Here is a 25808-nt window from a genome sequence, read left to right on the forward strand (position 1 = left end):
AGGTTCATTGCCCGTACGCGGGTTTCACGAGTGTTTGAGAGGACTGATGATGAACAAGAAGATGCGTTTGGCAGCGGTCGCGGCCGTACCGCTGGCAGCGGTGCTGTTCCTGGCCGGCTGCGCGGACAACGGAGGCAGCATGCCTGGAATGGATCATGGTGGGTCGTCGTCGGCCCCGTCGGAATCGGCGGAGGCGGACTTCAACATGGCGGATTCGATGTTCGCGATGATGATGATCCCGCATCACGAGCAGGCCGTCGAGATGAGCGACATGATCCTCGCCAAGAGCGACGTTGATCAGCGGGTGCTGGATCTGGCTCAGCAGATCAAGGACGCCCAGCAGCCGGAGATCGAGACGATGCAGGGATGGCTCGCCGAGTGGGGCGTGTCCAGTGACGACATGGACATGGGTGAGATGGAGCACGGCGGCGGGATGATGTCTGACGAGGACATGGCGGCGCTGGAGTCGGCGTCCGGGGCCGAGGCGGCACCCCTGTTCCTGGAGCAGATGATCGCCCACCACCAGGGGGCGATCGAGATGGCCGAGACCGAACTCGCCAACGGGAAGAACGCGGACGCGTTGGCGCTCGCGCAAGCCGTGGTCGATACACAGTCCGCGGAGATCGAGACCATGCAGGATCTGCTCGGCCAGCTCTGAGCCCGATCCGTCGAGTGGGGGCGCCGCTGCCATGCGCGGTGCCCCCACTCTTCGAACGCGGAGGTACGCGTATGCACGTCCATACGAAGACACTGGCGGCGGGCGCCGCTGCTTCCGCCCTCCTGATGCTGGCGGGGTGCGCGGACACTCCGACGTCGCCGCCGGCTGGGGACGGGCGCACCGGGGTACCGAGCCATGTCCACGCGGTGGTCGTCGCCCCGGACACTGACCAGCTTCTCCTGGGAACGCATGAAGGCATCTACGAGGTCACCGACACCGGGGAGTGGGGTGGCCGGGTCAGCACGGACAGCTTCGACGCGATGGGACTCACCGCCACTTCGCAGACACTGATCGCGTCCGGTCACCCCGGCCCCGGAAGCCCCGCCGAGTGGGGGGCACCGAACCTGGGCGTGATGCGCAGCACCGACGCAGGGGTGAGTTGGGAGTCGGTGGTGTTCGGTGGGGAGAAAGACTTCCACGCCCTCGCCGCCGGCGCCGATGACACGGTGTACGCCATCGCCACGGACGTCAGCGACGTGATCCGCAGCGACGACGCCGGGCTGACCTGGGAACCTACCGGTGCGGATCTGGTAGCGGCCAGTCTCGCCGTCGACGGTCGCGGACGGGTGATCGCGGCCACCGAAGAGGGTGTGCAGATCAGCACGGACGGCGGTGCGTCCTTCGCGGCGTGGCCCGAAGCGCCGCTGCTGTACACGTTGGGGGCTGCGGCCGACCGGACTCAGGTGGTCGGTGTCGGCACCGATGGGCAGATTTGGGTGACCGGAGCCGGTGCCGCGAGCTGGGAGCCGGCAGGTCGCGTGGACGGCCGGGTGCAGGCGGTCGGTATGGACGCCGCGGGCCGCATCGTGATCGTCGACGAGACCAGCGGCATCACGATTCTGCCCGGATAGCCCGCCGGGCACGCGACGGGCCGTATGCGAGGTGCCTACGGGAGTCGAACCCGTCTAGACGGCTTTGCAGGCCGTTGCCTGACCGCTCGGCCAAGGCACCGAGTGTCCCCTTACCGGGGACGTGGACGCAGCAGCGTGGGATCGCCCGTCTGGTCCGGTTAGGACCGGACCAGACGGGCGATCGCGTCGCTGGCTTCCTTGATCTTCTGCTCCGCCTGGTCACCCTCCATGCGCGCCGCGTCGAGCACGCAGTGTTTCAGGTGGTCGTCAAGCAGCCCGACGGCCACGGCCTGCAGGGCGCTGGTCAGAGCGCTGATCTGGGTGAGGATGTCGATGCAGTACTTCTCTTCATCGACCATCTTCGAGATGCCCCGCGCTTGACCTTCGATCCGCTTGAGCCGGTTCAGGTATCGGTCTTTGTCGGTGATGTACCCGTGGGGGGCGTGAGCGGTGTCGGGTGCGGGTGTGGTCATGGCCGGGTTCCTTCGGGTTTAGCTGTCCAGCGCTGCGCGGGTGCTGGCTTCGGGGCTGAGGTCGATGCGGCGCAGCAGCTGCGCGTTCAGGGCGACCACGACGGTGGACAGGGACATCAGGATCGCACCGATCGACATCGGCAGGACGAACCCGATGGGGGCGAGCACGCCGGCGGCGAGCGGCACGGAGATCAGGTTGTACCCGGCAGCCCACCACAGATTCTGCTTCATCTTCCGGTACGCCGCACGCGACAGCTGGATCACCGACAGCACACTGCGCGGGTCGGAGCTCGCGAGGATGACCCCGGCGGACGCGATCGCGACGTCGGTGCCGGCGCCGATCGCGATGCCGACGTCGGCCTGCGCGAGGGCGGGGGCGTCGTTGACGCCGTCGCCCACCATCGCGACCTTGCGGCCCTCCTTCTGCAGCTCGGCGACCTTGCTGGACTTGTCCTCCGGGCGCACGTGCGCGAAGACCCGGTCGATGCCCAGCTCGGCGCCGACGGCGTTCGCGACGGCTTCGGCGTCGCCGGTGATCATGACCACCTGGACACCCAGCTTGTGCAGGGCATCGACGGCTTCACGGGACTCGGGGCGGATCTCGTCGGCGAGCTTGAGCCCGCCGATGACTTTTCCGTCCCGGGTCACGTGCAGGATGATCGCGCCCTCGCTACGCCACGCGTCCGCCGTGTCGACCTCGCTGGCACCGACGTCCTCGAGCAGACGGGGACCGCCGACACGGATCTCCGCACCGTCGACGGTCGCGGTGACACCGACCGCCGGGGAAGAGGAAAACCCGGTCGCCTTCGGCAGGGTCAGGTTCTTGTCCTTCGCGGCGCGAACGATGGCCCTAGCGAGCGGGTGCTCACTGTCGGCCTCGGCCGCCGCGGCGATCGCGAGCACCTGGTCAGCGTCCAGGTCACCGACCGGTTCCACGGCGGAGACGGTGGGCTCGCCCTTGGTGAGGGTGCCGGTCTTGTCGAACAGCACGGTGTCGACGGTGCGCATGCTCTCGAGCGCGAGCCGGTCCTTCACCAACACCCCGCCACGGGCGGCGCGCTCAGTGGCGATGGACACCACCAGCGGGATCGCCAGGCCCAGCGCGTGCGGGCAGGCGATGACCAGCACGGTGATGGTGCGCACGACCGCCGCATCGGGATTGCCGACGACAGTCCACACCACCGCGGTGATCGCGGCGGCGCCCAGCGCGAACCAGAACAGCAGCGCCGCCGCCTTGTCGGCGATCCGCTGCGCCCGAGAGGACGAGTTCTGTGCCTCCGTGACCAGCCGCTGAATACCCGCGAGGGTGGTCTCATCCCCCGTGGCGGTGACCTCCACGCGAAGGCCGGAGTCTGTGGCGACGGTGCCCGCGGTAACGGGGTCGCCAGTGCCGCGGGCGACGGGGCGGGATTCACCGGTGACCATGGACTCGTCCATGTCGGCGCGGCCGTCGACGATCTTCCCGTCGGCGGGGACGCTGCCGCCGGGGCGGACCACCACCACGTCCCCGACCTGCAGGTCGGCGGGTGAGACCTTGACGATCTGGTCCCCTTCGACGCGCTCTGCCTCATCCGGGAGCAGCGCCGCGAGGGTGTCCAGCGCGGAGCTGGTCTGGGCGAGGGAGCGCATCTCGATCCAGTGACCGAGCAGCATGATCACGATCAGCAGCGCCAGCTCCCACCAGAACTCCAGCTCGTGGTGCAGCAGGCCCAGGGTGGCGCCCCAGGACGCGAAGAACGCGACCGTGATGGCCAGACCGATCAGCAGCATCATGCCGGGTTTGCGGGAGCGGAGTTCGCTGACCGCACCGGTCAGGAACGGCCACCCGCCCCACGCGTACATGACGGTGCCGAGGACGGGGGCGATGAACAGTGCCCAGTCGGGGACGGTGTAGCCGAGGATCATCGCGAACATCGGGGAGAACGCCACGACCGGGACGGCGATGATCAGGTTGATCCAGAACAGTCGCCGGAACTGGCCGACGTGATCCCCGTGCCCACCGTGCCCGCCGCCGTGGCCACCACCATCGTGACCTGCGTGGTCCCCGTGGCTGGCCTGCGTGCCGTGGCCGGTGTGGGTGTCGTGCTGGGTGGGCGGCTCGGGGGTGTGGTCGCCGTGGCGGGTGTCTCCCCCGGTGGCGGTGGCGGCCTTGCCGGTGGGGTGGTCGGTGTGGTGTGCGTGCGGGTCAGTCATCGGTTCACTTCCCTGTGCCTAGCGTTGGTGTGAGTCTGCCGTCGCGGTTCCCGCGGAGGCGAGGTCCTGCGGATCGGTCGCGGCAGGAGTATGAAGGTTCGGCATCCACCCGAACACCGCGGGCACGGCGTCCAGCCCGAGCACCCCGACGGGGACACCGTCATGCTCGTGGACGACCAGGAGCGGGTCGGTAGTGTCGATGCGTGCGGAGGTGTGACCCCCGGTGATCCCGGCACCGGCGACCATCATGCCGTGCACGGTTGCCGTGAAGGGGGCGCGGGGCTGGTAGTCGCCCGGGTGGGTGCCGGCGCCGAGGTCGGCGAGCATGGTGCGTGCGGCATGTTCACCCTGCGCGGCCGCGTCCGACCAGTGATCGATGCGCCAGGCGCCCAGGGTGGTGTCATAGTGTGCGGCGACCCCGCCGGCGCTGTAGACGCCGGGGGTGGCGGTGCGCAGCTTCCCGTCCACGATGACCCCGTCTTCCCAAGGGGCGGGGCCGGTCGGGGTGGTTCCGTGGGCGATGATCAGCAGATCCGCCGTCAGCTGTGTGGTGTCGTCCAAGGCGAGCTCGAGCTGTGTGCCGGTGTCAGTGACGGCGGTGAGGGTGCGGCCGAACGCGACGTCCACGTGCTCCCGGTGCGCGGCGGCGAGGCGCTCCGCGGCGCCGGCGCCGAACACGCTGACCCCGGGGGTGGTCGCGCGGGCGAGGAGGGTGACCTGATGTCCACGGTCGCGGAGCAGCGTGGCGGTCTCGGCCGCGACCAGACCGGCACCGGAGATGACGATCTGCGCGGGGCGGCCAAGCGTGCCCAGGAGGTCGCGGACGGCGACCGCGTCTTCCAGGGAGTGCAGGGTGGTGACCCGTCCTGCCTCCGTGGCGGCGGTCAGGCCGGGCAGCGTGTCCGGCAGCAAGCGGGGGGTGCTGCCGGTGGCGAGGAGGAGCGCGTCGTACGGTTCGATCCGGCCGGATGCGAGCCGCACGGTCTTTCCCTGTGGGTCGACCTCGACCGCGGTGTCACTGATGACCTCCACCCCGGGGGTGACGACCTGTTCCGGGGTGAGCAGCCCGATCGCGACCCCCTTGTTGACCAGGGTGCGGTTGTACGGGGCCTGTCCGGTGCGGTCGACGAGGGTGACGCTCACCGTGCCGGAACCGTGAAGAACGCGCGCCGCGGCCGCGCCGGCGGCGCCGGCTCCCAGGATGAGGACCTTCTGGGGTGACAATGTTGCTCCTTGCGTCTCGCGAATGTGGGGGCTGGTGACCGGTATCCCCGGCCTGTGGTCGGTTAGGCGGCCGTGGCGTACTTGGCGGGGTCGGCGTCGAAGAGGGGGCCGCAGGCGGAGCAGCAGAACCAGTACCGCTGCCCGTCGTAGTCCCGGTAGAGGCCTTGGGCTTCCGCGGTGCTCTTGCTGACGGTGCTGCCGGGCATCACCGGGCAGGTGACGATGTCATCGGCGGGGGTGCCGGCGGGTGCTTCGTGGTGATGGTCGTGGCTCATATCCGTTGCTCTCCGTGATGTGGGTCCGGGGCGGCAGCCGTCGTCGCTGCCTCGTTTGTCTGCGTCCGAACCCCTCCAGGCTATACCCCGTACGGGTATGACAACAGGTGGGGTGTGGCGTGTATTCCCTGGACTGCTGGTGCTCAGGGGCGGTAGGCGAGCACGGTCATCATCCCGGCTTCGCCGTGGTAGATGTTGTGGCAGTGGGTCATCCATTGGCCGGGGTTGTCGGCGTCGAACTCGAGGTCGAGGGTTTGGTTCGGCAGCACGATGGAGGTGTCTTTGCGGGGGCCGCCACCGGCGTGCTGATAGGTGTGGCCGTGCAGGTGGAAGGGGTGCCACATGTCGGTGTCGTTCGTCACCCGCAGCCGCACCCGTTCCCCCGCGACCAGTGCGTGCGCGCCGCGCAACGGGTTGTGCATGTCGAACTGGGTGCCGTTGAACCCCCAGTCGTAATTGGCCATGCTGCCGGTGAGGGTGAGGTCGAGGGTGCGGTCCACGTCACGACGGTCGAGGGTGACCTCGGGTGCGGCGAAGAGCATGCTCGCCACCGCGACGACGCGGCCTTCGCCCAGTTCGGCGATGTCCGCGTCCGGGGTGGGCGCCTGTCCGCTGCCGGTGCGGATGATGGCGAAGCCGCGTTCCCGCTTGCCTTCGGCCTCCGCCACCAGGGGGAACGCACCGTCGCCCAGGGTGACGATCACGTCGTAGCGTTCCCCCATTCCCACCAGGACGCTATCGGCAGCGACCGGGTCGACGGGGAACCCGTCGGTGTGGGTGACGGTCAGCCGGTGCCCGCCGATGGCGACGCGGAACGCGGTGTCGCCGCCGGCGTTGATCAGCCGGATCCGTACCCGCGTGCCGGGCGTGCCGGTGAATTGGGCGGGGTCGGCGGCGGGTTTGCCGTTGATCAGGTAGTGCGGGTAGTACACGTCGCCGGCGTCGCCGCCGAGTAGGTCGGAGTCGGCGCCCATCAGCATGTTCCCCATCCGCATGAACATGTCGCCGTGCCCGCCCATGTCGCCCATTCCTTCTCGCAGCTGCTCGAGCACCGCGTCGGGGGTGGCGGTGACCCCGTCCAGCCAGTCGTCGAGGACGATGACCCATTCGTCGTCGTAGCGCAGCGGCTCATTCGGGTCTTCGACGATGAGCACCCCGTATAGGCCGGTGTCCAGCTGGGCGCCGACGTGCGGGTGGAACCAGTGCGTACCGGGGTCGGGGGCGATGAACTCGTATTGGAACGACTCGCCGGGGCGGGTCGCGGTCTGGGTGAGTGGGGGGACGCCGTCCATGTCGTTGCGGAGTGCCAGGCCGTGCCAGTGCACGGACGTGTCGACGGGGAGGGTGTTGCGCAGGGTGGCCTGCAGGGTGTCTCCTGCCTGGACGCGCAGGACAGGCCCGGGGATGCTGCCGTAGGAGAACGTGGACGCGGGTGTTCCTGCCAGATCGAGGGTCGCCGCCGCCGCCGTCAGCGTCGCGGTGACCACGCGGCCGGTGCCGCCACGGCCCCGTTCGGTGCGGTCGACGGCCGCTCCCGTCGGGCTGACCCAGGCGGGGGTGGGGGTGCAGGCGGCCAGAGCTCCAACCGCGGCGGCGGTGGCGCCGAGGGCGAGGAAGCGTCGCCGGGTGAGGTGGGGGGAACGGCGGGGCGCGGGGGCGGTCATGGTCGGCGGGTCCCTTTCGGTCGATGTTGCGTGGCGGGCGGTGTGAGCTCCGTGGGGGTGCGCAGGTGGGTGAGGGTGGCGGTGATGCTGAGCAGCACCACCACTCCCCCCAACACGGCCGCGGCTCCAGGGAGGGTGAGAGCGGGGACGAGGAAGCCGGCCAGCACGACGGGGACGGACATCGCGAGGTAGGAGATCGTGTAGATCACGGCCATAACGGTGGCGCGCTGCCCGGGGTCGACGTGCGGCAGCAGGGTGCGCATCGCGCCCATGAAGGCAGTCCCGAACCCGGCACCCACGACCGCGACACTGGCGAGGTACCCGGGCAGAGTTGGCACGGCCAGCGCGGCGAGGCTGAGCACGGTGCCTGCGCCGAGAGACACGGCCCCGAACACGCTGATCCGCCGGGCGGTGGCCCCCTGCAGTGCGGTGGCGGCGACCACCCCGGCCGCGGCGAGGATGATGATGGACCCGGCCTGGTGCAGGTAGGTGTCGGCGTGGAACCGGGTGGCGATGATCCCCGGTCCCAGGGCGAGGAACAGACCGTTGGTGACCCACCCGGCGATGATGGCGGGGGCGACCGAGACGATGATCCGCCGCGTCGCCGCCGAGACCCGCCGGGCCCGTGGGTCCGGTCCCGCGTCCCCGGGAAGGACGGGTGGGGTGGGAATGGTCCAGGCGGTGGCGGCGAGGAGAGGGAACACCGCGGCGAGGAGCAGAAAGATGGTGCCCGCGTCGATGCCGGGTAGGTCCAGCAGTCCAGCGGCGGTGAGCGCCCCGAGCCCGAGACCGGCCATGGGGGCCACGGTGTTGGCCAGCGCGGCCGCCCCCAGCCAGCGGGAGGGTTCGTGGTCGACCATCATGGCGTTCAGAACCGGGACCAGCAGTCCCGCCGCCAGGCCTTGCAGGGCGCGGGCGGCGAGCAGCAGCAGGAAGGAATCGGCGGCCCAGAACATCAGCAGGCTCACCGACAGGGCCACCGATCCGACGGTGAGGATGCCGCGACGCCCGACCCGGTCAGAAAGCGACCCGAGCGTCAGCAGTGCGAGCAGCAGCGGGATGGCGTAGATCGCGAAGATAAGAGTGGTGGCCACCGGGGGCAGCTGGAGCTGCTCGGTGAGTTGCGGGTAGAACGGGGAAGGCGCCGACGCGGCCGCCATTAGCACGACGGTGCCGGTCACGGCGAGACAGAACCCGCCGCGGGCACGAGTGGCCGGGGTCACAGGGGTGGCGGCGGTCATGCGGCGCTCTCGTGCAGGTGCTGGGCGGTTTCGTGGACGGTGGCGACCGCGTCGACACCGCTCACCCCCACCAGAGCACCGTTGAGCGTGTGCGTGACGAGGGTGCCGGGTCCTGGGCCCTGTCCTTCGGTGGCGGGCGTCATGGTGTACCCGATGCCGGTGATGGCGGTGCCGTGGATCAGTGACGTGTAGGAGCTACGAGGACGGTAGGGTCCCGGGTCGGCGGCGCCGGTGCGGTCGTGGAGCACCGCGGCGGCGGCGTGCTGTCCTTGCGCGGCCGCGTCGGCCCAGTGATCCAGGCGCCAGATCCCGAGGTGGTCGTCGCGGTGTATGGCGGTGCTGCCGGCCGCGTACACGTGCGGGGCAGTGCTCCGCAGCCGGTCATCGACAGGCACCCCGGAAGAGAACGGTCCCGGTGCGGTGGGGGCGTTGCCGAGGGCGGTGATGAGCAGGTCGGCGGAGAGCGTGGTGGTGTCATCCAGGGTGATCCCCAGCAGCGGGCTCCTGTCACGGACGGCGGTGATCGTGCGGCCCAGGAATGTGGTGATTTTGCCGCGATGGATGCCGGTGATGTGGGCGGCGATCTGCGCGCCGAAGGAGGCCCGCCCGGGGATGCGGGAGCGGCTGATGAGGGCGACGTGATGTCCGGCGGCGTGGAGTGCGGACGCGGTCTCCGCGCCGGTGAATCCGCCGCCGTAGATCGCGACCCGGGACGGCCCGGCGGTGCGGGTGAGGTGTTCTCGGATCTGTTGGGCGTCCTGGATGCTGTGCAGGGTGACGACCTGGTGCCGTGCAGCGGGAGTGTGCCGCCCGGGCAGGCCCGGGGTGAGGGTGTCCGGGCGGCTGCCGGTGGCGATGATGACCGCGTCGTAGCGCAACTGTGCGCCGGAGGCGAGGTGCACGATGCGGCTGATCGGGTCGAGGTGGGTGGCGGTGTCTGCCAGCACGGTGACGGGCGGGAGCGGCGCGTGGATGGTCTCGGGCAAGGTGGGACCGAACGCGACGCCGGTGATGTGCATCCGGATGTACGGGGTCTCGTGGGTTCTGCCGACCAGGGTGACGTGGATGTCCTCGTGGCGGGCGAGGGCTGTTGCGGCGGCGACGCCGGCTGCTCCTGCCCCGAGGATGAGGACATGGTGGGTGGGCATGAGGTGCAGTTCGCTTCCGGGGTACGGGGGTCGCGGCGCTGCGAGGAGGGCAGGGTCAGGACCGGATCAGCTGGGTGATCGCGGTCGAGGCGGCATCAAGGACGGTGTCGTCGGTGAGGGTGCCGGTGGCGTGCGCGTGGCGCAGGTAGTCCGTCAGCAGGGCGAGACCGACACCCTGGAGCGCGCGTTGGGTGGCGGAGATCTGGGTGAGGGTATCGATGCAGGGGCGTTCCTGCTCGATCATCCCGGTGAGCCCGCGAATCTGCCCTTCCAGACGGCGCAGCCGGTTCCGGTAGGTGCGGGGGTCGGTGATGTAGCCCGGTTCGCGGGCGGCCGCGATGGTGGAGGTCATGAAGGGTCCGGTCTCCCGGTGCCCGCACGGGGTGTGTGGGCACCGGGAGTGAGGCTCAGGCCATGGCGGCGGCGTAGCGGGCCGGGTCCGCGTCGAACGCGGGACCGCAGCCGGCGCAGCAGAAGTAGTACCGCTCGCCCTCGTAGTCGCGGAACAGGCCGGCCGCCACGGCGGTGGCCTTGTTGACCGGGGTGCCCTCCATCACGGGGCAGGTGGTCATGTCGGCGCCACCGGCGGCGTCGAGGAGGTTCTCACGGCCGCCGGGGGCGGGGGCGCTGGTGCTGCAACAGCTGGACATGGGTGGTGTTCCTTCCGATGTGGGTGGTAGGTGCTGCCGGGTTGCCCGGTCAGCGGGCGATGCTCTTGAATCCGCGCAGACGCAGGCTGTTGCCCACGACGAACACGCTGGACAGTGCCATGGCGGCACCGGCGAGCATCGGGTTGAGGAGACCGAGGGCTGCGACCGGGATCGCGGCCGTGTTGTAGGCGAAGGCCCAGAACAGGTTGGTCTTGATAGTGCCGAGGGTCTTGCGGGACAGCCGGATCGCGTCAGCGGCGCTGCGCAGGTCGCCGCGGACCAGGGTGATGTCCGAGGCCTCGATCGCGACGTCGGTGCCGGTTCCCATCGCCAAGCCGAGGTCGGCCTGCGCGAGCGCGGGGGCGTCGTTGACACCGTCTCCGACCATCGCGACGACCTTTCCCTCGCCTTGGAGGCGGGTGACGACATCGACCTTGTCCTTCGGGAGGACTTCGGCGATGACCTGGTCGATACCGACCTCGGCGGCGATCTGGCGGGCGACCGCCTCGTTGTCGCCGGTGAGCAGCACCGGAGTCAGGCCGAGTGCCTTGAGCTGGGCGATGGCCTCCTTGCTGGTCGGCTTGACGGTGTCGGCGACGATGAGGATGCCGCGAGCGGCACCATCCCATCCGACGGCGACGACGGTCTTGCCTTCGCTTTCGGCCTGCGCCTTCGCGGCGGCAACCTCGGCGCTCAGGCGCAGCGACCACTCGGCCAGCAGCGATTCCCGGCCGACGATGAGTGCGTGTCCGTCGACGACACCCTGCACGCCCTTGCCTTCCAGGTTCGTGAACCCTTCCACGGTGGGGAGGGTGCCGGTCTGCTGGGTGGCGCCCTTCGCGATCGCCTGCGCGATGGGGTGCTCGGAGGCGTCTTCGAGTGCACCGGCGAGGCGGAGTAGCTCGTCCGCATCGGTGCCCGGCTCGGTGACGACGTTGACCAGGGTCATCTTGCCGGTGGTGACGGTGCCGGTCTTATCGAGCACGACGGTGTCGACCTTGCGGGTGGATTCCAGCACTTCCGGGCCCTTGATCAGGATGCCCATCTGCGCGCCGCGGCCGGTGCCGACCAGCAGCGCGGTCGGCGTGGCAAGACCCAGGGCGCACGGGCACGCGATGACCAGCACGGCGACGGCGGCGGTGAACGCGGCAGCGACAGGGAACCCGGCACCCAACCATGCCCCCATCGCGACGACGGCGATGAGGATCGCAATCGGGACGAACACGCCGGAGATCTTGTCGGCCAGGCGCTGCACCTCAGCCTTTCCGGTCTGGGCGTCCTCGACGAGCTTGGCCATCTGCGCCAGCTGCGTGTCCGAGCCGACCCGAGTGGCGCGAACTACCAAGCGTCCGCCGGCGTTCACCGTGGCTCCGGTGACGGGGTCGCCTTCGGCGACCTCGACCGGGACGGATTCGCCGGTGAGCATGGAGGCGTCCACGGCGGACGTGCCGGAAACCACGACACCGTCGGTGGCGATCTTCTCGCCCGGGCGGACGATGAACTCGTCCCCCGCCTGCAGGTCCTCGACCGGGATCTTCGTCTCCACCCCGTCGCGCAGCACGGATACTTCCTTCGCGCCGAGCTCGAGCAGCGCGCGCAGCGCGGCGCCGGCCTGACGCTTGGACCGCTTCTCGAAGTAGCGGCCGGCGAGGATGAACATCGTCACCCCGGCGGCGACTTCGAGGTAGATGTTCGCGGCTCCTTCCGAGGGGGCGAGGGTGAGCTCGAACGGGTGCGTCATCCCGGGGGTGCCGGCGGTGCCGAAGAACAGCGCGTACAGCGACCACAGGAACGCGGCGGTCGTGCCCATCGAGATGAGCGTGTCCATCGTCGCGGTGCCGTGCTTGAGGTTCGCCCACGCCGCCTTGTGGAACGGGAACGCCGCCCACACGATGACCGGCGCCGCCAGCGCCAACGACGCCCACTGCCAGTAGGTGAACTGCAGGGCGGGGACCATCGCCATCGCGATGACCGGGACGCTCAGGACGATGGAGACGATGAGCCGATTGCGGAGGCTGGTCAGCTCCGGGTCGGCATCGTCCGCGTCCCCGCCCTCGGCGGTGTCGTTCTTGGCCTTCTTCGGGGCCGGAAGCGCCGCGCTGTAGCCGGTCTTCTCGACCTCGGCGATCAGCAGGGCCGGGTCGTATCCGGCGGGGATGGTGACCTTCGCCTTCTCGGTGGCGTAGTTGACCGTGGCGGCGACGCCGTCGAGCTTGTTCAGCTTTTTCTCGATCCGCATCGCGCAGGAGGCGCAGGTCATCCCGCCGATCTGGAGTTCGACGGCGGAGTCCGCGGTCTGTTCTGCGGGGGCTGTGGTGCTCATGGTGTTCCTTCTTCTCTCAGATCACCGCGGGGCGGTCAGTGACCGTCGCCCGTGTCGCTGTGTGTGTCGTCCGTGTCCGTGTCGCCGGTGCCGTGCCCGGCGTCCACGACGAACTCGGCGGTGTGGACCTGCCCGTCGACCTGGAAGTCGAGGTAGAGCAGGTACCGGCCGGTGGTAGGCGCCTCGGCCGCGAATCGGATGTCGGGTCCGGCGGTGTCGCCGTCCTGCGGGTCGTCGCCTTCGGCGTGCACGTGCAGGTAGGCCAGGTCCCCATCGCGCAGCGCGACGAGGTGCCCGAAGGCCCCAAGGTACGGCTGCAGGGTGGTGACTGGCTGCCCGTCACGGGTGACCGACAAGGTTAGCTCGGAGCTCTCCCCCGCGGTCAGGTCCCCATCGAGGGTGACCGTGTACCCGTCGACCTCGCTTGTCGTCGACGTGGCGGTCGCCGGGTTCGGGGTGAACGCGCCCGCGACGTCGACCGTGCGGGTCAGGGTGACCTTGTCGGGGCCGTCGGCGACGTCCGGCACGAAGTCGGCATAGATCCGGTAGCTGCCGGCTTCGGTCCACTCCCAGGAGGTCGTCCAGGTGCCGGTGGCCTCGTCGAGCGTGGGGTGCACGTGCCGGAACTGGGTTCCATCGGTGCGCACCACGATCAGGTGCAGGTCCTTCTCATGCGAGGACTCGTACGCGGTCAGCGCAGTCCCGTCAGCGTCGAGGATCTGGAAGCTCAACTCGCCTGACTCGCCCGTTCCGGTGGGCGCGGCGATCGGGCTGAGTTCGTATCCGTAACCGGAGAGGGAGACGCCGGGGATGGTGGCGGTCTCGGCGGTGTCCTCGCCGGTCATGCCGGCGTGATCGGCCATCGAGCTGTCGTCAGCCGCGGCCGTCCAGTTGGCGACGGCGCTGTCCGGGACGACAGCTGCCGCGATGCCGAACGCCCCGCCGAAAGCCACGACGACGCCGGCGCCATACAGGCTGAGTCGTCCCGCAGCGTTCATCAGGCGCGCACCGCGGAGTAACCAGCCTCGTCGACCGCGGCCAGCACGGCGGCGTCATCCAGAGCACTGGTGGAAGACACGACGAGCTTGCCGGTCTGGGCGCTCACCTGGATCTCGTCCACGCCGGGGATCTGGGAGACCTCTTCACGGATGGACATCTCGCAGTGTCCGCACGTCATGCCGGTGACCTGGTACTCGCTGGTGGCCATGATGGTTTCCTTCCGTCGGTGATGCGCCAGAATCGGCGACACCCACCCTAACACCCCTACCCCCCTAGGGTATTCCGGAGTACTGAGGAAATCGTGGTGTCCATGCTCAGATTTGTTTGTGGCATCGCGTGAGACCTACCGCCTCGAACCGGCCGCCTGTGCGTGAATTACGTCTCCCGCCCAGCAGCTATCCCCTTGCTGCAGGAGAGATCACCCGAACCACCCGACCGAAATGTCCATATGGACACCACGTGGACACTTCATCTGCGAAATGGACATTTTAGAAAAATCCCTACACCCCGGCCCGTCAAATGTCCGACCCCCCCTACTACTGTTGTGTGTGTCAGATACACAACATGGCGCGAGCCGTTAGGCGCGGGCGGCGTGTGCCGGCATGCCGGACCGCCCCACCAGGGGCGAACGGCCGGCTTCGCCGACGCGATGACGCGCCGGCCGCGAGCGGGCGGATTTGCTCAGCGCGCCTGGAGGAGGCGCGCTTTCAGACGCTCTCCCCGCGCCTGGCGTTGGCTCTCCAGATCTCCCAGGCCCTCGTGAGCTGCCCGTTGTTGGATTCCGCGGCCGCGGCGCCCTCTTCTGCGGTGAGGGCGGTGTAGCCGCCGAGCTGACCGGCCGTCACCTGTGCTCGGGCGTTGAGGTCCGCGTAGACCGCGCGGGCGACCGCCTGCGGGATCGAGTCGCCCACGGCGACGAATCCGTGTCCTCGCATGAGTGCGACCGCCGCGCCCCCGAGGGTCGCAGCAAGGTCCGCGCCGAGCGAACCGCTGCGGATCAGCAGGTCGCTGGAGGACCCGACGCTGTCACGGATCTCGAAGACCGGGACCGCTTCGCCGAGGAAGCCCGCCATGTGCCACACCGCCTGCAGAGGCGTCCTGGAGATGCTGAAGGGCACCATCGACGCGGAGTGGCTGTGGACAACGGCCTGGACATCGGCGCGTGCCCGGTAGATCTCGCCGTGGATGAATCGTTCGAGATAGCTCGGTCTGTCGTCCGCGGTCGTCCCGTCCAATCCGATCACCTGAATGTCGTCGGGCGTGACGAGGCCGGGGGCCAGGTTTCTGGAGATGAGGAACCTGCTCGGGTCGTCGGGGTCACGGACGCTCACGTGGCCGAAAGCATCGAGGATGCCGTGGCGGACGAGAATGCGATTCGCATCGACGAGATCCTCTCGAACCCCTAGTCGATCACCAGTTGACATCCTTCATCGCTCCCTACTGCAGACGTACGTGTCGCTGTCAGCCCGAACACGCGGCTCACTCACCGTATACGGCGCTGTCACTCCTGCTCGACATCTCACGCGAACGCCTGCCCGAAGACCCGGACATCGCCCATCGCAGACGCGACCTGGATCAGCGTCGGCCCATCCTCGGCGAACGCGGCGGCGAACGCGCTCTCGAGCTCCTCCGGGTTGGACGCCCGCCAAGACTTCAGTCCCAGGCTTCGGGCGTACGATGCGTGGTCGATCGGGGGCCGGAAGGTCCAGCGCATCGCATCCTCTGCGCCGGGCTCTCCGAGCGAGCTGCCCATCGCTCCCGTCACGGTCGCGACGTCCCGCCAGCCCCCGTTGTCGAGGACGAGGTAGACGACCGGAACGTCGTACGCGGCAGCGGTGTGGATCGCTGTGGAGTTGAACATGAACCCGCCATCGCCGAGGACGGCGATCACTCGACGATCGGGACGAGCCATCTGGATGCCGACCGCCGCCGGCGCGCCCCAACCCTGAGCACTCGCCTTCCCCGAGAGGCCGAAATACGTCCACGGTGCGCCATAGTCGACGAGTGTGTCGATGAAGCCCTCCGCGGATCCGCACTGGTTGACGACGATCGTCTCGGAGCCGCCGAGGCGATGGATGAGGTCCGCGATGTGGGCCGCCGATACCGCGCCATCAGCCTCGCCGAGCAGGCGCGACCGCAAGGCTTCGCGGCCCGCTTCCCAGCGCTCTCTGAGCCCTCGCACCCGCCCGCCCGAGCTCACGGGTACCGCTCCGCCTTCAGCGAGGCGATCGGCGACCGCATCGAGCAGGCGCCCGGGGTGGCTGAGGATGCCGACCTGACCTGCGTACTGCCGGCGCAGAGCGAGCGGGTCCACGGTGACCTGCACCACGAGGCTGTCACCGAAATCCGGCAGGGGCATCGCCAGCCCCTCGGTGAGCTCGGCGCCGAGGAGGACGACGACGTCTGCGCCCTCCAGTGCAGGGCTCGATGCGGTCAGCTTGCCGACGTACCTCGGATTGGTGTTCGGGAAGGCGAGGTCGGCGCCCTTGATCTCCCCGAGCACGGACGCGTCCACCAGGTCGGAGAGCCTTTCCAGCGCGGCAATCGCACCGTACCGCGCGACCTCTGTCCCCACCACGATGACCGGACTGGCCGCCGTCCTGAGAATCTGGGCGAGACGCTCTACCGCATCCGGATCGAGCGCCTCATGCAGATACTCGGTCACCGGTCCCGGGGTGAACTCGATCTCCTCTTCCAGAAAGTCCATCGGAATGCCGAGGTGCACCGGACCGTAGGGAGGGGTGGAAGCGATCTGGAACGCTCGCTCGAGGAACTCCGGAAGCCGCTCCGCCCGGGGGATCTCAGCCGACCACTTCGTGTACTGCTGTGTCGCCTCTGTGATGGCCCGGGGAACGTTTTCGGCGCCCAGGCATCCCTGCAGGCGGCCTTCGCCTCGACGGGGTTTGCCCGAGGCTGACGGGAACAGCGCCTCCCAGCACCGCCGGCATGGATCGCGCCGCGCTTGCTGCGACGACGTACAGCGCGCAGCGCTGCCCCCCTACGAGAGCAGAACGGTCACGGTCTTCGTCTCGGTGTACGAGATCAGTTCGTCGAGGGACTCCTCGCGGCCGATCCCCGAAGCCTTCACCCCTCCGAACGGCAGTCCCCAGAAGTGCCGGCTGCCACTGTTGACGAGGATGTAGCCGGCCTCGATCTGCCGGGCGACGACGTGGGCGCGCGTGACGTCGCGCGTCCAGATGCTCGAGGTGAGCCCGTACTGGACGCCGTTGGCGATCCGTACGGCCTCCTCGTCGGCGTCGAAGGTGGTGACGGAGAGGACGGGGCCGAAGATCTCGTTCTGCTCGACGAACGACCCGGGGCTGACACCGGTGAGCAGCGTCGGCTCGACGAACCACCCCTCATCGAGGCCGGCGGGACGGCCGCCGCCCGTCGCCACGGTGGCACCCGCCTTCCTGCCTTCGGCGATGGCGCTGATGGACTTCTGGAACTGTGCCTCCGACACGAGCGGGCCCATGTCCACGGACGGGTCCAGCGGGTCTCCCACCCGGATCGCGGCCATGCGCTCGGCGACCCGGCCGATCACTTCGTCGGCCACCGAGGAGTGCACGAGCAGGCGGCTCGTCGAGCCGCAGCTCTGTCCGGCGACCCACGTGAAGTTCATACCCGCGACGGCACCGGCCGCAGCCGCCTCCAAATCGGCGTCGGCGAAGACGATCTGAGCGTTCTTTCCGCCCAGTTCGAGCGACACGTGCTTGACTCCGGTCTCGGCTGCATCCCGCTGGATCGATTGCCCCGTCGCGGTGGACCCGATGAAACCGATCCGGCGGACCTCGGGATGACGCACCAGCGCGCGTCCGGTCACCGCGCCGCGACCGCTGACGGTGATCAACAGATTGTCCGGGAGGATCCCGACCGCGAGCTCGGCCAGGCGCAACGAAGACAGCGGCGTCTGGTCCGGGGCCTTGAGGACCACGGCGTTGCCGGCGACGAGGGGCGCGGCGACCTTCGCCGCCGCGAAGAAGAAGGGATGGTTGAACGCACCGATACGCGCGACCACTCCGTAGGGCACCTGCATGGTGTAGTGGAGGTTCGTGCTCACCGGAATCGTCCGGCCACCGAGGTCGAGCGCCATGTCGGCGAAGATCTCCATGAGTTCCGCCGCCGCGTCCACATCGCCCCTCATCATCGAGAGGGTGAACCCGCCGTCCAGTGCGTCGAGAGTGGCGAGCTCCTCACGGTGCTCTCGGATCGTCGCAGCGAGTTGCCGGATCACGGCGGCCCGGGCTCGGGGCGGCATCGCGCCCCAGGCCGGCTGCGCAGCCTGCGCCGCCGCCACCGCGCGCCCGACCTCCTCCTCGGAGAGGTCGGGGGCGGAGGTCAGGGGACGCCCGGTCGTGGGGTTCTCGACCTCGTAGCGCGCGGCACTGGCCCACGGCTTGCCATCGAGAGTGACGGTCCATTCCCGGTCTGCGACATCGGTCGACGGGCTCATCATTGACTCCTCGTTTCCAGCAGAAGCGGTTTCTGTGTTCCAGAGGAGCATGCCCACCCTCTGGGACGGGAGGATGGTCCTCGCAGCCGCGACGCATCGCCTCCTCCTCCGAGCGCGGCCGCGAAGGCCTTCCTCGGGCCCACTTGACGTAAGGCGCGCGTGTGTGGCAGAATCAATTTCTGCACATCAGAAACTATGCCTCGGCCCGCTTCGACGTGCGACGTCGGAGCGGTGTCGAAGCATTACACTACGGATAGGCGCGACGATGAGCACTTCCAGCATGACGATCTACGACGAGATCCGTCGCGGAATGATACCGGCGTACATCTACAACGACGCGGAGATCTTCGCGCGCGAACGAAAGAACCTTTTCAGCCGCGCCTGGCTGTTCGTGGGCCACGAGTCCGAGATTCCTCAGGCCGGCGACTACGTCGTCCGGCGAATACTCGACGACTCGTTCATCATCGTCCGCGACGAGAAGGGTGAGATCCGCGCCCACTTCAACATGTGCCTGCATCGCGGCATGCAGGTCTGCCGGGCCGAGATGGGGAACGCCTCGCACTTCCGCTGCCCGTACCACGGGTGGTCCTACCGCAACGACGGACGCATCGTCGGACTCCCCTTCCACGAGGAGGCCTACGGCGGCGAGGCCGGGTTCAGCCGAAAGGGCGCACGGCTCCTGCCGGCGCCGAACCTCGGTATGTACAACGGCCTGATCTTCATCAGCATGGACCCGGATGCGCCGAGCCTCGAGGACTACATCGGCGACTTCAAGTTCTATCTCGACTACTACACCCGGCAGAGCCCCAGCGGCATCGAGCTCCGGGGCCCGCAGCGGTGGCGCGTCAAGGCGAACTGGAAGATCGGCGCCGAGAACTTCGCCGGCGACATGTACCACACGCCCCAGACGCACACCTCGGTCGTCGAGATCGGGCTGTTCCGCGAGCCGAAGGCCGAGAAGCGCAAGGACGGCAACACATACTGGGCCGGCAACGGAGGCGGCACGACCTACAAGCTCCCGCCGGGCACGCTCGAGGAGCGGCTGCGGTACGTCGGCTACCCGGACGAGATGGTCGAGCGGATGAAGGCGACCTGGTCTCAGGAGCAGCTCGATGTCATCGGCCGCGACGGGTTCATGATCTCCGCGGCCTCGCTCTTCCCGAACATGTCCTTCGTCCACAACTGGCCCAAGGTCGAGGAGGGTTCGGACGAGGACGTGCTCCCGTTCATCTCCATCCGGACGTGGCTTCCGATCAGCGAGGACGAGACCGAGGTGTACTCCTGGTTCGCGGTCGACGCTGAGGCTCCGGAGGAGTTCAAGGCACTGTCGTACAAGGCCTACCTGATGTGCTTCGGGTCGACGGGCATGTTCGAGCAGGACGACGTGGAGAACTGGGTCTCGCTCACGAACACGGCGAAGGGATCAATGGCGCGGCGCCTGCTCCTGAACAGCCGCATGGGCATCCTCAAGGATGGATCGCCGGTCGTCGAGCCGCTCGGCCCCGACCAGTTCGCCGGCCCCGGCGTCGCGCACGTGGGCTACGGCGAGTACAACCAGCGCCATCTGCTCCACCGCTGGGCGGACTACCTGGAGTCGGAGTACGAGGGCGTCGACTTCCGTGCCCTGTCGATCGGCGGCGAGCCGCCACTGGATGTCGAGCCCCGACCTGCGGGCATCACGAACAATGGTCAGAAGGTGGTCCGATGATCGAGGAGACCGGCAAGGCAGTTTCCGAAGTCTCCCGGCTTCGCAAGTCGTCAACCCTCGCCGACCGGGTGGGCTCGTCCCTGCCCTTCACGAGCGAGCTGCACGCCACGATCCATCGCTGGCTCGTCGAAGAGGCCTACACTCTCGACCAGCAGCGGTATGAGAGCTGGCTGGACATGCTGACGGAAGACATCCACTACGTCATGCCCGTCCGCGTGACCACCGCACTCGGCACGCCCTTCAGCACGTCCCCCGGGATGGCGCACTGGGACGAGAACAAGTACTCGCTCAGCCGGCGCGTCGCACGGTTCCTTACCGAGCATGCCTGGACCGAGGACCCTCCGTCCCGGCTGCGTCACTTCGTGACCAACGTGCGGGTGTTCGAGACCGACGTGCCCGGCGAGGTGCTCGCCGACTCCGCGATGCTGCTGTTCCGCAGCCGAGGAGACGTGAACGAGCCGTCGATCATCTCCGCCCACCGGGAGGATGTGTTCCGTGACGTCGGAGGCGAGTACAAGCTCGCGCGCCGCGTCATCCTCGTCGACGAGTCGGTGCTGCGCACCCAGAACCTGGCGATCTTCCTGTGACCCTGGAGTGGGAAGGCGCCGACGTCGATCGGGCCGCCGCGATCGCCGCCGCCGAGGAGCGCGCACGTTTGGTCGCGCGCACCGTCGGCGAGCCGCTCACGATCGCCAACGAGTTCTCTGAGATCACGGTGAGCCGGGTCGAGACCCGCAACGGGACGCGTCTGCTCATCGACTCTCCGAAATCCGGACAATGGATCGCACTCGACCCGCTCGAGCTGGAGGCGCTCACCTGGCAGACCGTCCAGACGTTCTCAGCGATGATCGGGTCGCCGTACGCGCCCGTGTTCCCCGACCCCGACCCATCATCAACGAGGAATGACCATGGCCACGGTGAAGGCTGACCTCTCCCTCTGCCAGGGCTACGCGAACTGCGTCGTGGCCGCGGGAGACTACTTCGACATCGACGACGACGGCAAGGTCGTGCTCTTGCAGCTCGAGGTGCCGGACGCGGAGCGCACTCGCGTCGAGGAAGCCGCCCGAAGCTGCCCGGTCTCGGCGCTGTCTGTCGAGGGTTGAGCCGATTCGCATGTCTCACGTCGTCGTCGTCGGTGCTTCCGTCGCCGGAGTCAAGCTCGTACAGAATCTTCGTTCGGAGGGGTTCACCGGCGCGATCACGCTGGTGGACCAGGAGAGCCATCCCCTCTACGACCGTCCCCCGCTGTCGAAGAAGTACCTCAGCGGCGCCGCATCCGACCCGGAGATCGCGCTGACGACGGCGGAAGCGCTCGAAGGCCTGCGGGTCGAGACCCGTTTCGGCGTCGCCGCGACCGAGCTGGATCCTGCCGGCAAGACGCTGACGCTCGCCGACGGCAGCGAGCTGACCTACGACATCCTCGTCATCGCGACGGGTGCCCGAGCTCGCCGAACCCCGTGGGCTTCCACTCCCGGCGTCCACGTGCTGCGTACCCGCGCCGATGCCGACGAGCTGCGCAAGGAGCTCGTTCCGGGCCGCCACCTCGCGGTGGTCGGCGCCGGATTCATCGGCGCCGAGGCGGCCGCCACAGCGCTTGCGGCCGGTGTCAAGGTCACCATCATCGAACCGATCGGTGCTCCGATGGGCCGGGCGATGAATATGGAAGTGGGCGGTATCTTCGCGGAGAAGTACCGCAGGGAGGGTGCTGAGCTACGCTTCGGCGTCTCCGTCGAGAACGTCGAGCGCACGGGTGACCGCGTCCAGGTCACGCTCACCGATGGCGCGACGCTGGATGTCGACGCTGTCCTGCTCGGTATCGGAGCGGTCGTCAACACGGAGTGGCTCGAGTCGTCGGGCCTCGCGCTGGATAACGGTGTCGTCTGCGAAGGCACGCTTGCCGCCGTCGGCGTCTCCCACGTGTATGCGATCGGCGACGTGGCACGATTCATGAACCGACGGCATCCCGACCCGATCCGGTTGGAGCACTGGACGAGCGCGACGGATCAGGCGCTGATTGTCGCGCATAACATCGCTCACCCGGATGACCTGCGCAGCTACGACCCGACGGAGTATGTGTGGAGCGACCAGTACGACTGGAAGATCCAGATCGTCGGGCATACCGGATCTGATCACTGGACGATGGTGGGCGACCCTGCGCAGGACCGCTTCGCCGTCGTGTACGGCGAGAGCCAAGGGCAGGCCGAAGGTGCCGTCATCGTGAACTGGCCGCGTGCCCTCGTCGACGCCCGCCGCTCGGTCGCCTCGCGAGCGAAGGCGGACGAGCTGATACATCGGCTGCGCGCCCTCCTCGAGCCCTCGAGCACGGCTCCGGCGAAGGCGGCCGCCCGATGAGAGCTGACGACACCACCCTCCCCCTCCTGCACGGTCACCGCATCCCGCGAATCGGGGTGGGCACGTGGCCACTCACGGGAGACGAGTGCGCAACGATGGTCGAGAAGGCGGTCGGCTACGGTTACCGCCTGTTCGATACGGCGTACAAGTACGCGAATGAGGAGGCCGTCGGTGCCGGTCTGCGTGCATCGGGCATCCCTCGTGACGAGGTCTTCATCACGAGCAAGTTCAACAAGGAGGACCACAGCGTCGAGGGAGTGCAGCGCGCGTACGACCGATCGCTGAAGACCCTTCGCGTCGACTACCTCGATCTGTTCCTGATCCATTGGCCGGTTCCGGCCCTCGACCGATACGTCGAAGCGTGGAAGGGTCTGGTGAGACTGCTCGAAGAGGGACGAGTGAAGGCGATCGGCGTCTCCAACTTCAAGTCTCACCACCTTCAGCGCGTCGTCGACGCGACCGGTGTCGTCCCCGACGTCGATCAGATCCAGCTCAGCGTCGACATCGCCCGTGTCGAACAGCGCAGCTTCCAGCGCGCTCACGGCATCCTGACCGAGGCGTGGAGCCCGCTCGGACGCGGAGGAGCCCTGCTGTCCGATCCCGCGGTGACCGCGATCGCGTCGAAGTATGACAAGTCGCCCGCACAGGTCCTACTGCGCTGGCACATCGAGGAAGGGATCGTTCCCGTCCCGCGCGCCGGCGATGAGAAGCATCTCGCGCAGAACATCGACGTCTTCGATTTCACGCTCAGCTCGGAGGATATGGCGACGCTGAGTGGGCTGGATCAAGGCGAAGAAGCCGCCCGCGACCCGGACGATCCGGCCAACGGGCACTGAGGCCCACGGCGGCGGGTCGGTCGCTCCCGCAGCCACGCTCATCAGCGGCGTGTTCGCGTGCGCAGCGCATCCATGGGCGCTACGACGACCCGGGCCGGTTCACCCCAACAGTTCGGCGAGGCGGATCGCGGCGTCCTGCAGTGACCGCGCTAGGGACTTGACCTTGCCCGGCGGTAACCGCTGCACGGGCGCGGAGGCGTTGATCGCCAGTCGCAGTCCCGACGAGACGTGGACCGGGACCGCGACGCTCGCCACGCCGTCCTCGCTTTCCTGCCGATTCACGGCATAACCGTCCAGTCGTGTCCGAACCAGTTCGGCGACGAGTTCGTCTCGGGAACGTATGGAGTTCGGTGTGACGATCTCGAGCTGCTCGTCCGGGTACAGCCGGAAGAGCTGCTCGTCGCTCAGCTCGGCAAGCAGCGCCTTGCCGGTCGAGGTGCAATGCGCCGGCAGGGTCTTGCCCAGTCTCGAAACCACGCGCACGGCCACATCGGGCTCGGCAACGGCGAGGAATCGGACATGGTTGCCCTCGAGCGTGCCCAGGTGGCAGGTCTCACCGAGGGCGGCGCTGAGGTCCTCGAGGATCGGCTGCGCCAGTCTCGGGACATCCATCCTGCGCAGCACCGAGAAGGCCACCGTCGTCAGCGCCGGGCCAGGGCCGTAAGCCTTGGTCACCGGGTTCTGCCGCACGAAGCCGCGCCATGCCAGCATCGCGAGAAGTCGGTGCGCGGTCGAGGTCGCCACCCCGAGGAGGGCACCGGCGTCCGTGAGCCGCAGCTCGTGCTCCTCACCCAGCAGCAGGATCAGCTTCAGCGCGTTGTCGACCGACTCGATCGGATACTGGGGTGGATCGCCCGGCGACCCGAGCTGTCGATTCTGCACGGCAGAAAGCTTACTTGCAACGTGGGCGCGCTCCTCCTGCACCGCGCGCTCCGATGCCGACCCGACAGGCGGGAGGATCGTCTCCGCGGTGCCACTGCAGCCCGCGCCACCCCACGCCGCCCGCGTGGCTCCCTGTGACGGCCCCGACGGCCCAGGCGCTCTACGGTCGGAGCAGGACCTTCAGGCTGCTGGACGCGTCGCGGGACTGCTCGAAGGCGGCGGCGGCATCGTCGAAGGCGAACTCGTGGGTCGCCAGCGGCGACAGATCGATCCCCTGGGCGTCGGACGCCTGACGATCGACTCGAGGACGGCCTCGTACTCGCGATGAGCGATGGCGAACGACTGCGGGTGCCACAACTGATAGATGTGTAAGCAGCGTTCCGGGTAGGAGTCCACTACCCGCCCCAACGGGATGTCTGCACGCGCGACGCAGCAGCGGAGGAACGCGTGGTGCGCCACCAGCCAGGCGCCCATGTCACCGACTGCCAGCGCCGCATCCATTAGCGTCCCGTACTCGCGCGAAGCGCCGATCTCGGAGCGCAGCATCCGTCCACCGTCCGGCGCGCGCCTAAGGACTCCAGCTGAAGCCGGACACCGTAGAGCTGGTCGACCTCTTCTACGTCCGGGTGATACACCGTCGCTCGGCGATGGTATCGGCCTCGTTTGAGCCTTTCTTCCCGCAGCAAGCGAAACGCCTCGTGCAAATGACCTCCCCGTCGATCCAGGTCTTTCAACTTTCCATCCTGCGTGAGGCGGCAGTGGCGGTGACACTCCACTGCTCGGAAGAGCACTATTTCGCGCTATTGATCCGGACCCCGATGGTCGGAAGCTGTTCAGTGCCGCGTCATCGGCGCAATACGCTGGGAGACGGGGCTTCCTCTGCCCCGGGAGGACACCATGCAACCAGATAACCTCACGGTCACGGCTCGGGTGGCGCGCACAGCCGTCCCCGGGCGGCTGGACGATCTCACCGAGTGGGCGCATGGTTTCACCGGCCGGGCCCAGTCGTTCCCCGGCTACCGGGAGTCGAAGGTCCGAGTCTCGGAACGGCACCGGCGCCAGGTTGTCGTCGAGATCACGTTCGCTTCCCCCCATGACCTCATCCGGTGGGAGGACAGTAAGGAGCGGCAGGCGCACCTGCAACAGGCCGTGCCGCTCACGATCGGGCAGGCCCGTCCACTGACTCCGGACGCCCTCACCGGTGCAATCCCGACGGCCGGTCCCGCGCGCCCGCGGTGGTGGACGGCGATTTTAGTGTGGATCGCGCTGGTACCGCCTGCCATGTTCAACGCCTACTTCATCGCTCCGCTCCTGACCGGCCTGCCGCCGTACCTCCAGATCCTATGTACGACGCCACTGACCGTCGCGTGCGTCATCTGGGTGATGTTGCCTCTATTGCACGCGCTCGAGGAGAGCATCCGCCACTGGCTCGCGTGGCGGCGCGGGCGCTGAGCGTCTGCCCCATTAGGCGCTGTCGCGGCGGGCAAAGCCCTCTCCGCTCCCTCTTGTCAATCTTGCCTACCTTGGTGAGGGGCATGTCGTCGACGGCGATCAGCCGCTCGGGGTGCTTATGCTTAGCCACCCCGGCGGACTCCATGGCGGCGCGGATCCGTTCGAGCCCGAGCGGGCCGCCCTCCTTGAGACTCACGTAGACGCATACCCGCTCGCTGAACACGGGGTCGAGCATCGCGACGGCGGCCGCTAGATCGAAGCTGTCATAGCGGTAGACGAGGTCCTCCACCTCTTCGCACGAAATCTTCTCGCTGCCTCGGTTGATCATGTCGAGATGTAGCCATCCTCGGTGAAGGACCGCGCGTT

27 protein-coding genes and 1 tRNA gene are annotated in these 25808 nt (G+C 68.4%); 9 read left to right on the forward strand and 19 right to left on the reverse strand.

Annotated features, from left to right (window positions below; translation table 11 throughout):
• Positions 1 to 46: 46 nt before the first annotated feature.
• Positions 47 to 658 carry a DUF305 domain-containing protein gene (locus ACQVDU_RS14270; protein WP_067121076.1) on the forward strand — a complete coding sequence of 204 codons (612 nt, stop codon included), beginning with the start codon at positions 47 to 49 and terminating at the stop codon, positions 656 to 658.
• A 71-nt stretch (positions 659 to 729) separates the two neighbouring features.
• On the forward strand, positions 730 to 1569 hold the full coding sequence (locus tag ACQVDU_RS14275) for a F510_1955 family glycosylhydrolase (protein ID WP_082914452.1): 840 nt from the start codon (positions 730 to 732) through the stop codon (positions 1567 to 1569).
• 29 nt (positions 1570 to 1598) lie between these two features.
• Here ACQVDU_RS14275 and ACQVDU_RS14280 read toward each other — a convergent pair.
• From ACQVDU_RS14280 to ACQVDU_RS14355, 16 genes are all read right to left on the reverse strand, one after another.
• A tRNA-Cys gene (locus ACQVDU_RS14280) sits at positions 1599 to 1669 on the reverse strand.
• Between the two features lie 58 nt (positions 1670 to 1727).
• On the reverse strand, positions 1728 to 2042 hold the full coding sequence (locus ACQVDU_RS14285; RefSeq protein WP_067121078.1) for a metal-sensitive transcriptional regulator: 315 nt from the start codon (positions 2040 to 2042) through the stop codon (positions 1728 to 1730).
• Positions 2043 to 2060: 18 nt separating this feature from the next.
• Entirely contained in the window at positions 2061 to 4235 is a 2175-nt protein-coding gene (locus ACQVDU_RS14290; RefSeq protein ID WP_067121080.1) for a heavy metal translocating P-type ATPase, read from the reverse strand.
• Positions 4236 to 4253: 18 nt separating this feature from the next.
• On the reverse strand, positions 4254 to 5459 hold the full coding sequence (locus tag ACQVDU_RS14295; RefSeq protein WP_067121082.1) for an FAD-dependent oxidoreductase: 1206 nt from the start codon (positions 5457 to 5459) through the stop codon (positions 4254 to 4256).
• A 62-nt stretch (positions 5460 to 5521) separates the two neighbouring features.
• Entirely contained in the window at positions 5522 to 5734 is a 213-nt protein-coding gene (locus tag ACQVDU_RS14300) for a YHS domain-containing protein (RefSeq protein ID WP_067121084.1), read from the reverse strand.
• A gap of 143 nt (positions 5735 to 5877) precedes the next feature.
• Positions 5878 to 7398 carry a multicopper oxidase family protein gene (locus ACQVDU_RS14305; RefSeq protein ID WP_101305190.1) on the reverse strand — a complete coding sequence of 507 codons (1521 nt, stop codon included), beginning with the start codon at positions 7396 to 7398 and terminating at the stop codon, positions 5878 to 5880.
• The gene (locus ACQVDU_RS14310) at positions 7395 to 8639 is read right to left on the reverse strand and encodes an MFS transporter (protein WP_067119687.1); all 1245 of its coding nucleotides are present in this window, start codon (positions 8637 to 8639) and stop codon (positions 7395 to 7397) included. The genes ACQVDU_RS14305 and ACQVDU_RS14310 overlap by 4 nt, the downstream gene beginning before the upstream one ends.
• The gene (locus ACQVDU_RS14315; protein WP_067119688.1) at positions 8636 to 9787 is read right to left on the reverse strand and encodes an FAD-dependent oxidoreductase; all 1152 of its coding nucleotides are present in this window, start codon (positions 9785 to 9787) and stop codon (positions 8636 to 8638) included. The genes ACQVDU_RS14310 and ACQVDU_RS14315 overlap by 4 nt, the downstream gene beginning before the upstream one ends.
• A gap of 55 nt (positions 9788 to 9842) precedes the next feature.
• Positions 9843 to 10139 (reverse strand): metal-sensitive transcriptional regulator, encoded by a 297-nt coding sequence (locus ACQVDU_RS14320; RefSeq protein ID WP_067119691.1) that lies wholly within the window; start codon positions 10137 to 10139, stop codon positions 9843 to 9845.
• Positions 10140 to 10194: 55 nt separating this feature from the next.
• A complete protein-coding gene (locus ACQVDU_RS14325) occupies positions 10195 to 10437 on the reverse strand; it encodes a YHS domain-containing protein (protein WP_067119694.1) in 243 nt (80 codons plus the stop codon).
• A 49-nt stretch (positions 10438 to 10486) separates the two neighbouring features.
• Positions 10487 to 12760, reverse strand: a complete 2274-nt coding sequence (locus ACQVDU_RS14330; RefSeq protein WP_067119698.1) for a heavy metal translocating P-type ATPase — start codon at positions 12758 to 12760, stop codon at positions 10487 to 10489.
• A 35-nt stretch (positions 12761 to 12795) separates the two neighbouring features.
• Positions 12796 to 13758 carry a heavy metal-binding domain-containing protein gene (locus ACQVDU_RS14335; RefSeq protein ID WP_067119702.1) on the reverse strand — a complete coding sequence of 321 codons (963 nt, stop codon included), beginning with the start codon at positions 13756 to 13758 and terminating at the stop codon, positions 12796 to 12798.
• Complete coding sequence (locus ACQVDU_RS14340; protein ID WP_067119704.1) at positions 13758 to 13967, reverse strand: heavy-metal-associated domain-containing protein; 210 nt, start codon at positions 13965 to 13967, stop codon at positions 13758 to 13760. Before ACQVDU_RS14340 ends, ACQVDU_RS14335 begins: the two co-directional genes overlap by 1 nt.
• A gap of 499 nt (positions 13968 to 14466) precedes the next feature.
• A complete protein-coding gene (locus tag ACQVDU_RS14345; protein ID WP_062633823.1) occupies positions 14467 to 15183 on the reverse strand; it encodes a class II aldolase/adducin family protein in 717 nt (238 codons plus the stop codon).
• A 95-nt stretch (positions 15184 to 15278) separates the two neighbouring features.
• A complete protein-coding gene (locus tag ACQVDU_RS14350) occupies positions 15279 to 16484 on the reverse strand; it encodes a thiamine pyrophosphate-dependent enzyme (protein WP_062633824.1) in 1206 nt (401 codons plus the stop codon).
• A 273-nt stretch (positions 16485 to 16757) separates the two neighbouring features.
• Entirely contained in the window at positions 16758 to 18212 is a 1455-nt protein-coding gene (locus ACQVDU_RS14355; protein ID WP_062633835.1) for an aldehyde dehydrogenase family protein, read from the reverse strand.
• A 265-nt stretch (positions 18213 to 18477) separates the two neighbouring features.
• On the opposite strand from ACQVDU_RS14355, the gene ACQVDU_RS14360 reads away from it, so the two are divergent.
• Genes ACQVDU_RS14360 through ACQVDU_RS14385 form a run of 6 tightly spaced genes read left to right on the forward strand, consistent with a single transcriptional unit; the run spans position 18478 to position 23108 of the window.
• Positions 18478 to 19920 (forward strand): Rieske 2Fe-2S domain-containing protein, encoded by a 1443-nt coding sequence (locus ACQVDU_RS14360; protein WP_228164524.1) that lies wholly within the window; start codon positions 18478 to 18480, stop codon positions 19918 to 19920.
• Positions 19917 to 20507, forward strand: coding sequence for a 3-phenylpropionate/cinnamic acid dioxygenase subunit beta (locus ACQVDU_RS14365; RefSeq protein WP_062633826.1), 591 nt, complete (start codon positions 19917 to 19919; stop codon positions 20505 to 20507). The genes ACQVDU_RS14360 and ACQVDU_RS14365 overlap by 4 nt, the downstream gene beginning before the upstream one ends.
• Positions 20504 to 20848 (forward strand): hypothetical protein, encoded by a 345-nt coding sequence (locus tag ACQVDU_RS14370; protein ID WP_085603657.1) that lies wholly within the window; start codon positions 20504 to 20506, stop codon positions 20846 to 20848. The genes ACQVDU_RS14365 and ACQVDU_RS14370 overlap by 4 nt, the downstream gene beginning before the upstream one ends.
• Positions 20829 to 21023 carry a ferredoxin gene (locus tag ACQVDU_RS14375; protein ID WP_062633830.1) on the forward strand — a complete coding sequence of 65 codons (195 nt, stop codon included), beginning with the start codon at positions 20829 to 20831 and terminating at the stop codon, positions 21021 to 21023. The genes ACQVDU_RS14370 and ACQVDU_RS14375 overlap by 20 nt, the downstream gene beginning before the upstream one ends.
• A gap of 10 nt (positions 21024 to 21033) precedes the next feature.
• Positions 21034 to 22272: an NAD(P)/FAD-dependent oxidoreductase gene (locus tag ACQVDU_RS14380; protein ID WP_062633832.1), complete on the forward strand. Its 1239-nt coding sequence runs from the start codon at positions 21034 to 21036 to the stop codon at positions 22270 to 22272.
• Positions 22269 to 23108, forward strand: coding sequence for an aldo/keto reductase (locus ACQVDU_RS14385; RefSeq protein WP_005050739.1), 840 nt, complete (start codon positions 22269 to 22271; stop codon positions 23106 to 23108). The genes ACQVDU_RS14380 and ACQVDU_RS14385 overlap by 4 nt, the downstream gene beginning before the upstream one ends.
• 99 nt (positions 23109 to 23207) lie before the next feature.
• Here ACQVDU_RS14385 and ACQVDU_RS14390 read toward each other — a convergent pair whose 3' ends face one another.
• Together ACQVDU_RS14390 and ACQVDU_RS14395 are read right to left on the reverse strand one after the other, a co-directional pair.
• The gene (locus tag ACQVDU_RS14390) at positions 23208 to 23990 is read right to left on the reverse strand and encodes an IclR family transcriptional regulator (RefSeq protein ID WP_039712028.1); all 783 of its coding nucleotides are present in this window, start codon (positions 23988 to 23990) and stop codon (positions 23208 to 23210) included.
• 180 nt (positions 23991 to 24170) lie between these two features.
• Positions 24171 to 24536, reverse strand: a complete 366-nt coding sequence (locus tag ACQVDU_RS14395; protein WP_062633834.1) for a hypothetical protein — start codon at positions 24534 to 24536, stop codon at positions 24171 to 24173.
• A gap of 351 nt (positions 24537 to 24887) precedes the next feature.
• Between ACQVDU_RS14395 and ACQVDU_RS14400 the strand changes: the two genes are divergently transcribed.
• On the forward strand, positions 24888 to 25442 hold the full coding sequence (locus ACQVDU_RS14400; protein WP_005050743.1) for a hypothetical protein: 555 nt from the start codon (positions 24888 to 24890) through the stop codon (positions 25440 to 25442).
• On the opposite strand, the gene ACQVDU_RS14405 is transcribed toward ACQVDU_RS14400, so the two are convergent.
• The gene (locus ACQVDU_RS14405; protein WP_005050745.1) at positions 25363 to 25770 is read right to left on the reverse strand and encodes an AMP-binding enzyme; all 408 of its coding nucleotides are present in this window, start codon (positions 25768 to 25770) and stop codon (positions 25363 to 25365) included. The genes ACQVDU_RS14400 and ACQVDU_RS14405 overlap by 80 nt on opposite strands.
• Between the last annotated feature and the right edge of the window lie 38 nt (positions 25771 to 25808).

Origin of the sequence: Microbacterium sp. F2 (assembly GCF_052274505.1) — a bacterium.
GTDB lineage: Bacteria > Actinomycetota > Actinomycetes > Actinomycetales > Microbacteriaceae > Microbacterium.

Bases quoted from the DNA above. Each gene is read 5' to 3' on its own strand.
- ACQVDU_RS14365 (WP_062633826.1), top strand. From the start codon at position 19,917: ATGATCGAGGAGACCGGCAAGGCAGTTTCCGAAGTCTCCCGGCTTCGC.
- ACQVDU_RS14275 (WP_082914452.1), top strand. From the start codon at position 730: ATGCACGTCCATACGAAGACACTGGCGGCGGGCGCCGCTGCTTCCGCC.
- ACQVDU_RS14330 (WP_067119698.1), bottom strand. From the start codon at position 12,760: ATGAGCACCACAGCCCCCGCAGAACAGACCGCGGACTCCGCCGTCGAA.
- ACQVDU_RS14395 (WP_062633834.1), bottom strand. From the start codon at position 24,536: ATGCTGCGCTCCGAGATCGGCGCTTCGCGCGAGTACGGGACGCTAATG.
- ACQVDU_RS14385 (WP_005050739.1), top strand. From the start codon at position 22,269: ATGAGAGCTGACGACACCACCCTCCCCCTCCTGCACGGTCACCGCATC.
- ACQVDU_RS14320 (WP_067119691.1), bottom strand. From the start codon at position 10,139: ATGACCTCCACCATCGCGGCCGCCCGCGAACCGGGCTACATCACCGAC.
- ACQVDU_RS14310 (WP_067119687.1), bottom strand. From the start codon at position 8,639: ATGACCGCCGCCACCCCTGTGACCCCGGCCACTCGTGCCCGCGGCGGG.
- ACQVDU_RS14380 (WP_062633832.1), top strand. From the start codon at position 21,034: ATGTCTCACGTCGTCGTCGTCGGTGCTTCCGTCGCCGGAGTCAAGCTC.
- ACQVDU_RS14290 (WP_067121080.1), bottom strand. From the start codon at position 4,235: ATGACTGACCCGCACGCACACCACACCGACCACCCCACCGGCAAGGCC.
- ACQVDU_RS14335 (WP_067119702.1), bottom strand. From the start codon at position 13,758: ATGAACGCTGCGGGACGACTCAGCCTGTATGGCGCCGGCGTCGTCGTG.
- ACQVDU_RS14355 (WP_062633835.1), bottom strand. From the start codon at position 18,212: ATGAGCCCGTCGACCGATGTCGCAGACCGGGAATGGACCGTCACTCTC.
- ACQVDU_RS14375 (WP_062633830.1), top strand. From the start codon at position 20,829: ATGGCCACGGTGAAGGCTGACCTCTCCCTCTGCCAGGGCTACGCGAAC.
- ACQVDU_RS14405 (WP_005050745.1), bottom strand. From the start codon at position 25,770: ATGATCAACCGAGGCAGCGAGAAGATTTCGTGCGAAGAGGTGGAGGAC.
- ACQVDU_RS14300 (WP_067121084.1), bottom strand. From the start codon at position 5,734: ATGAGCCACGACCATCACCACGAAGCACCCGCCGGCACCCCCGCCGAT.
- ACQVDU_RS14325 (WP_067119694.1), bottom strand. From the start codon at position 10,437: ATGTCCAGCTGTTGCAGCACCAGCGCCCCCGCCCCCGGCGGCCGTGAG.
- ACQVDU_RS14315 (WP_067119688.1), bottom strand. From the start codon at position 9,787: ATGCCCACCCACCATGTCCTCATCCTCGGGGCAGGAGCAGCCGGCGTC.
- ACQVDU_RS14305 (WP_101305190.1), bottom strand. From the start codon at position 7,398: ATGACCGCCCCCGCGCCCCGCCGTTCCCCCCACCTCACCCGGCGACGC.
- ACQVDU_RS14285 (WP_067121078.1), bottom strand. From the start codon at position 2,042: ATGACCACACCCGCACCCGACACCGCTCACGCCCCCCACGGGTACATC.
- ACQVDU_RS14360 (WP_228164524.1), top strand. From the start codon at position 18,478: ATGAGCACTTCCAGCATGACGATCTACGACGAGATCCGTCGCGGAATG.
- ACQVDU_RS14270 (WP_067121076.1), top strand. From the start codon at position 47: ATGATGAACAAGAAGATGCGTTTGGCAGCGGTCGCGGCCGTACCGCTG.
- ACQVDU_RS14400 (WP_005050743.1), top strand. From the start codon at position 24,888: ATGCAACCAGATAACCTCACGGTCACGGCTCGGGTGGCGCGCACAGCC.
- ACQVDU_RS14345 (WP_062633823.1), bottom strand. From the start codon at position 15,183: ATGTCAACTGGTGATCGACTAGGGGTTCGAGAGGATCTCGTCGATGCG.
- ACQVDU_RS14340 (WP_067119704.1), bottom strand. From the start codon at position 13,967: ATGGCCACCAGCGAGTACCAGGTCACCGGCATGACGTGCGGACACTGC.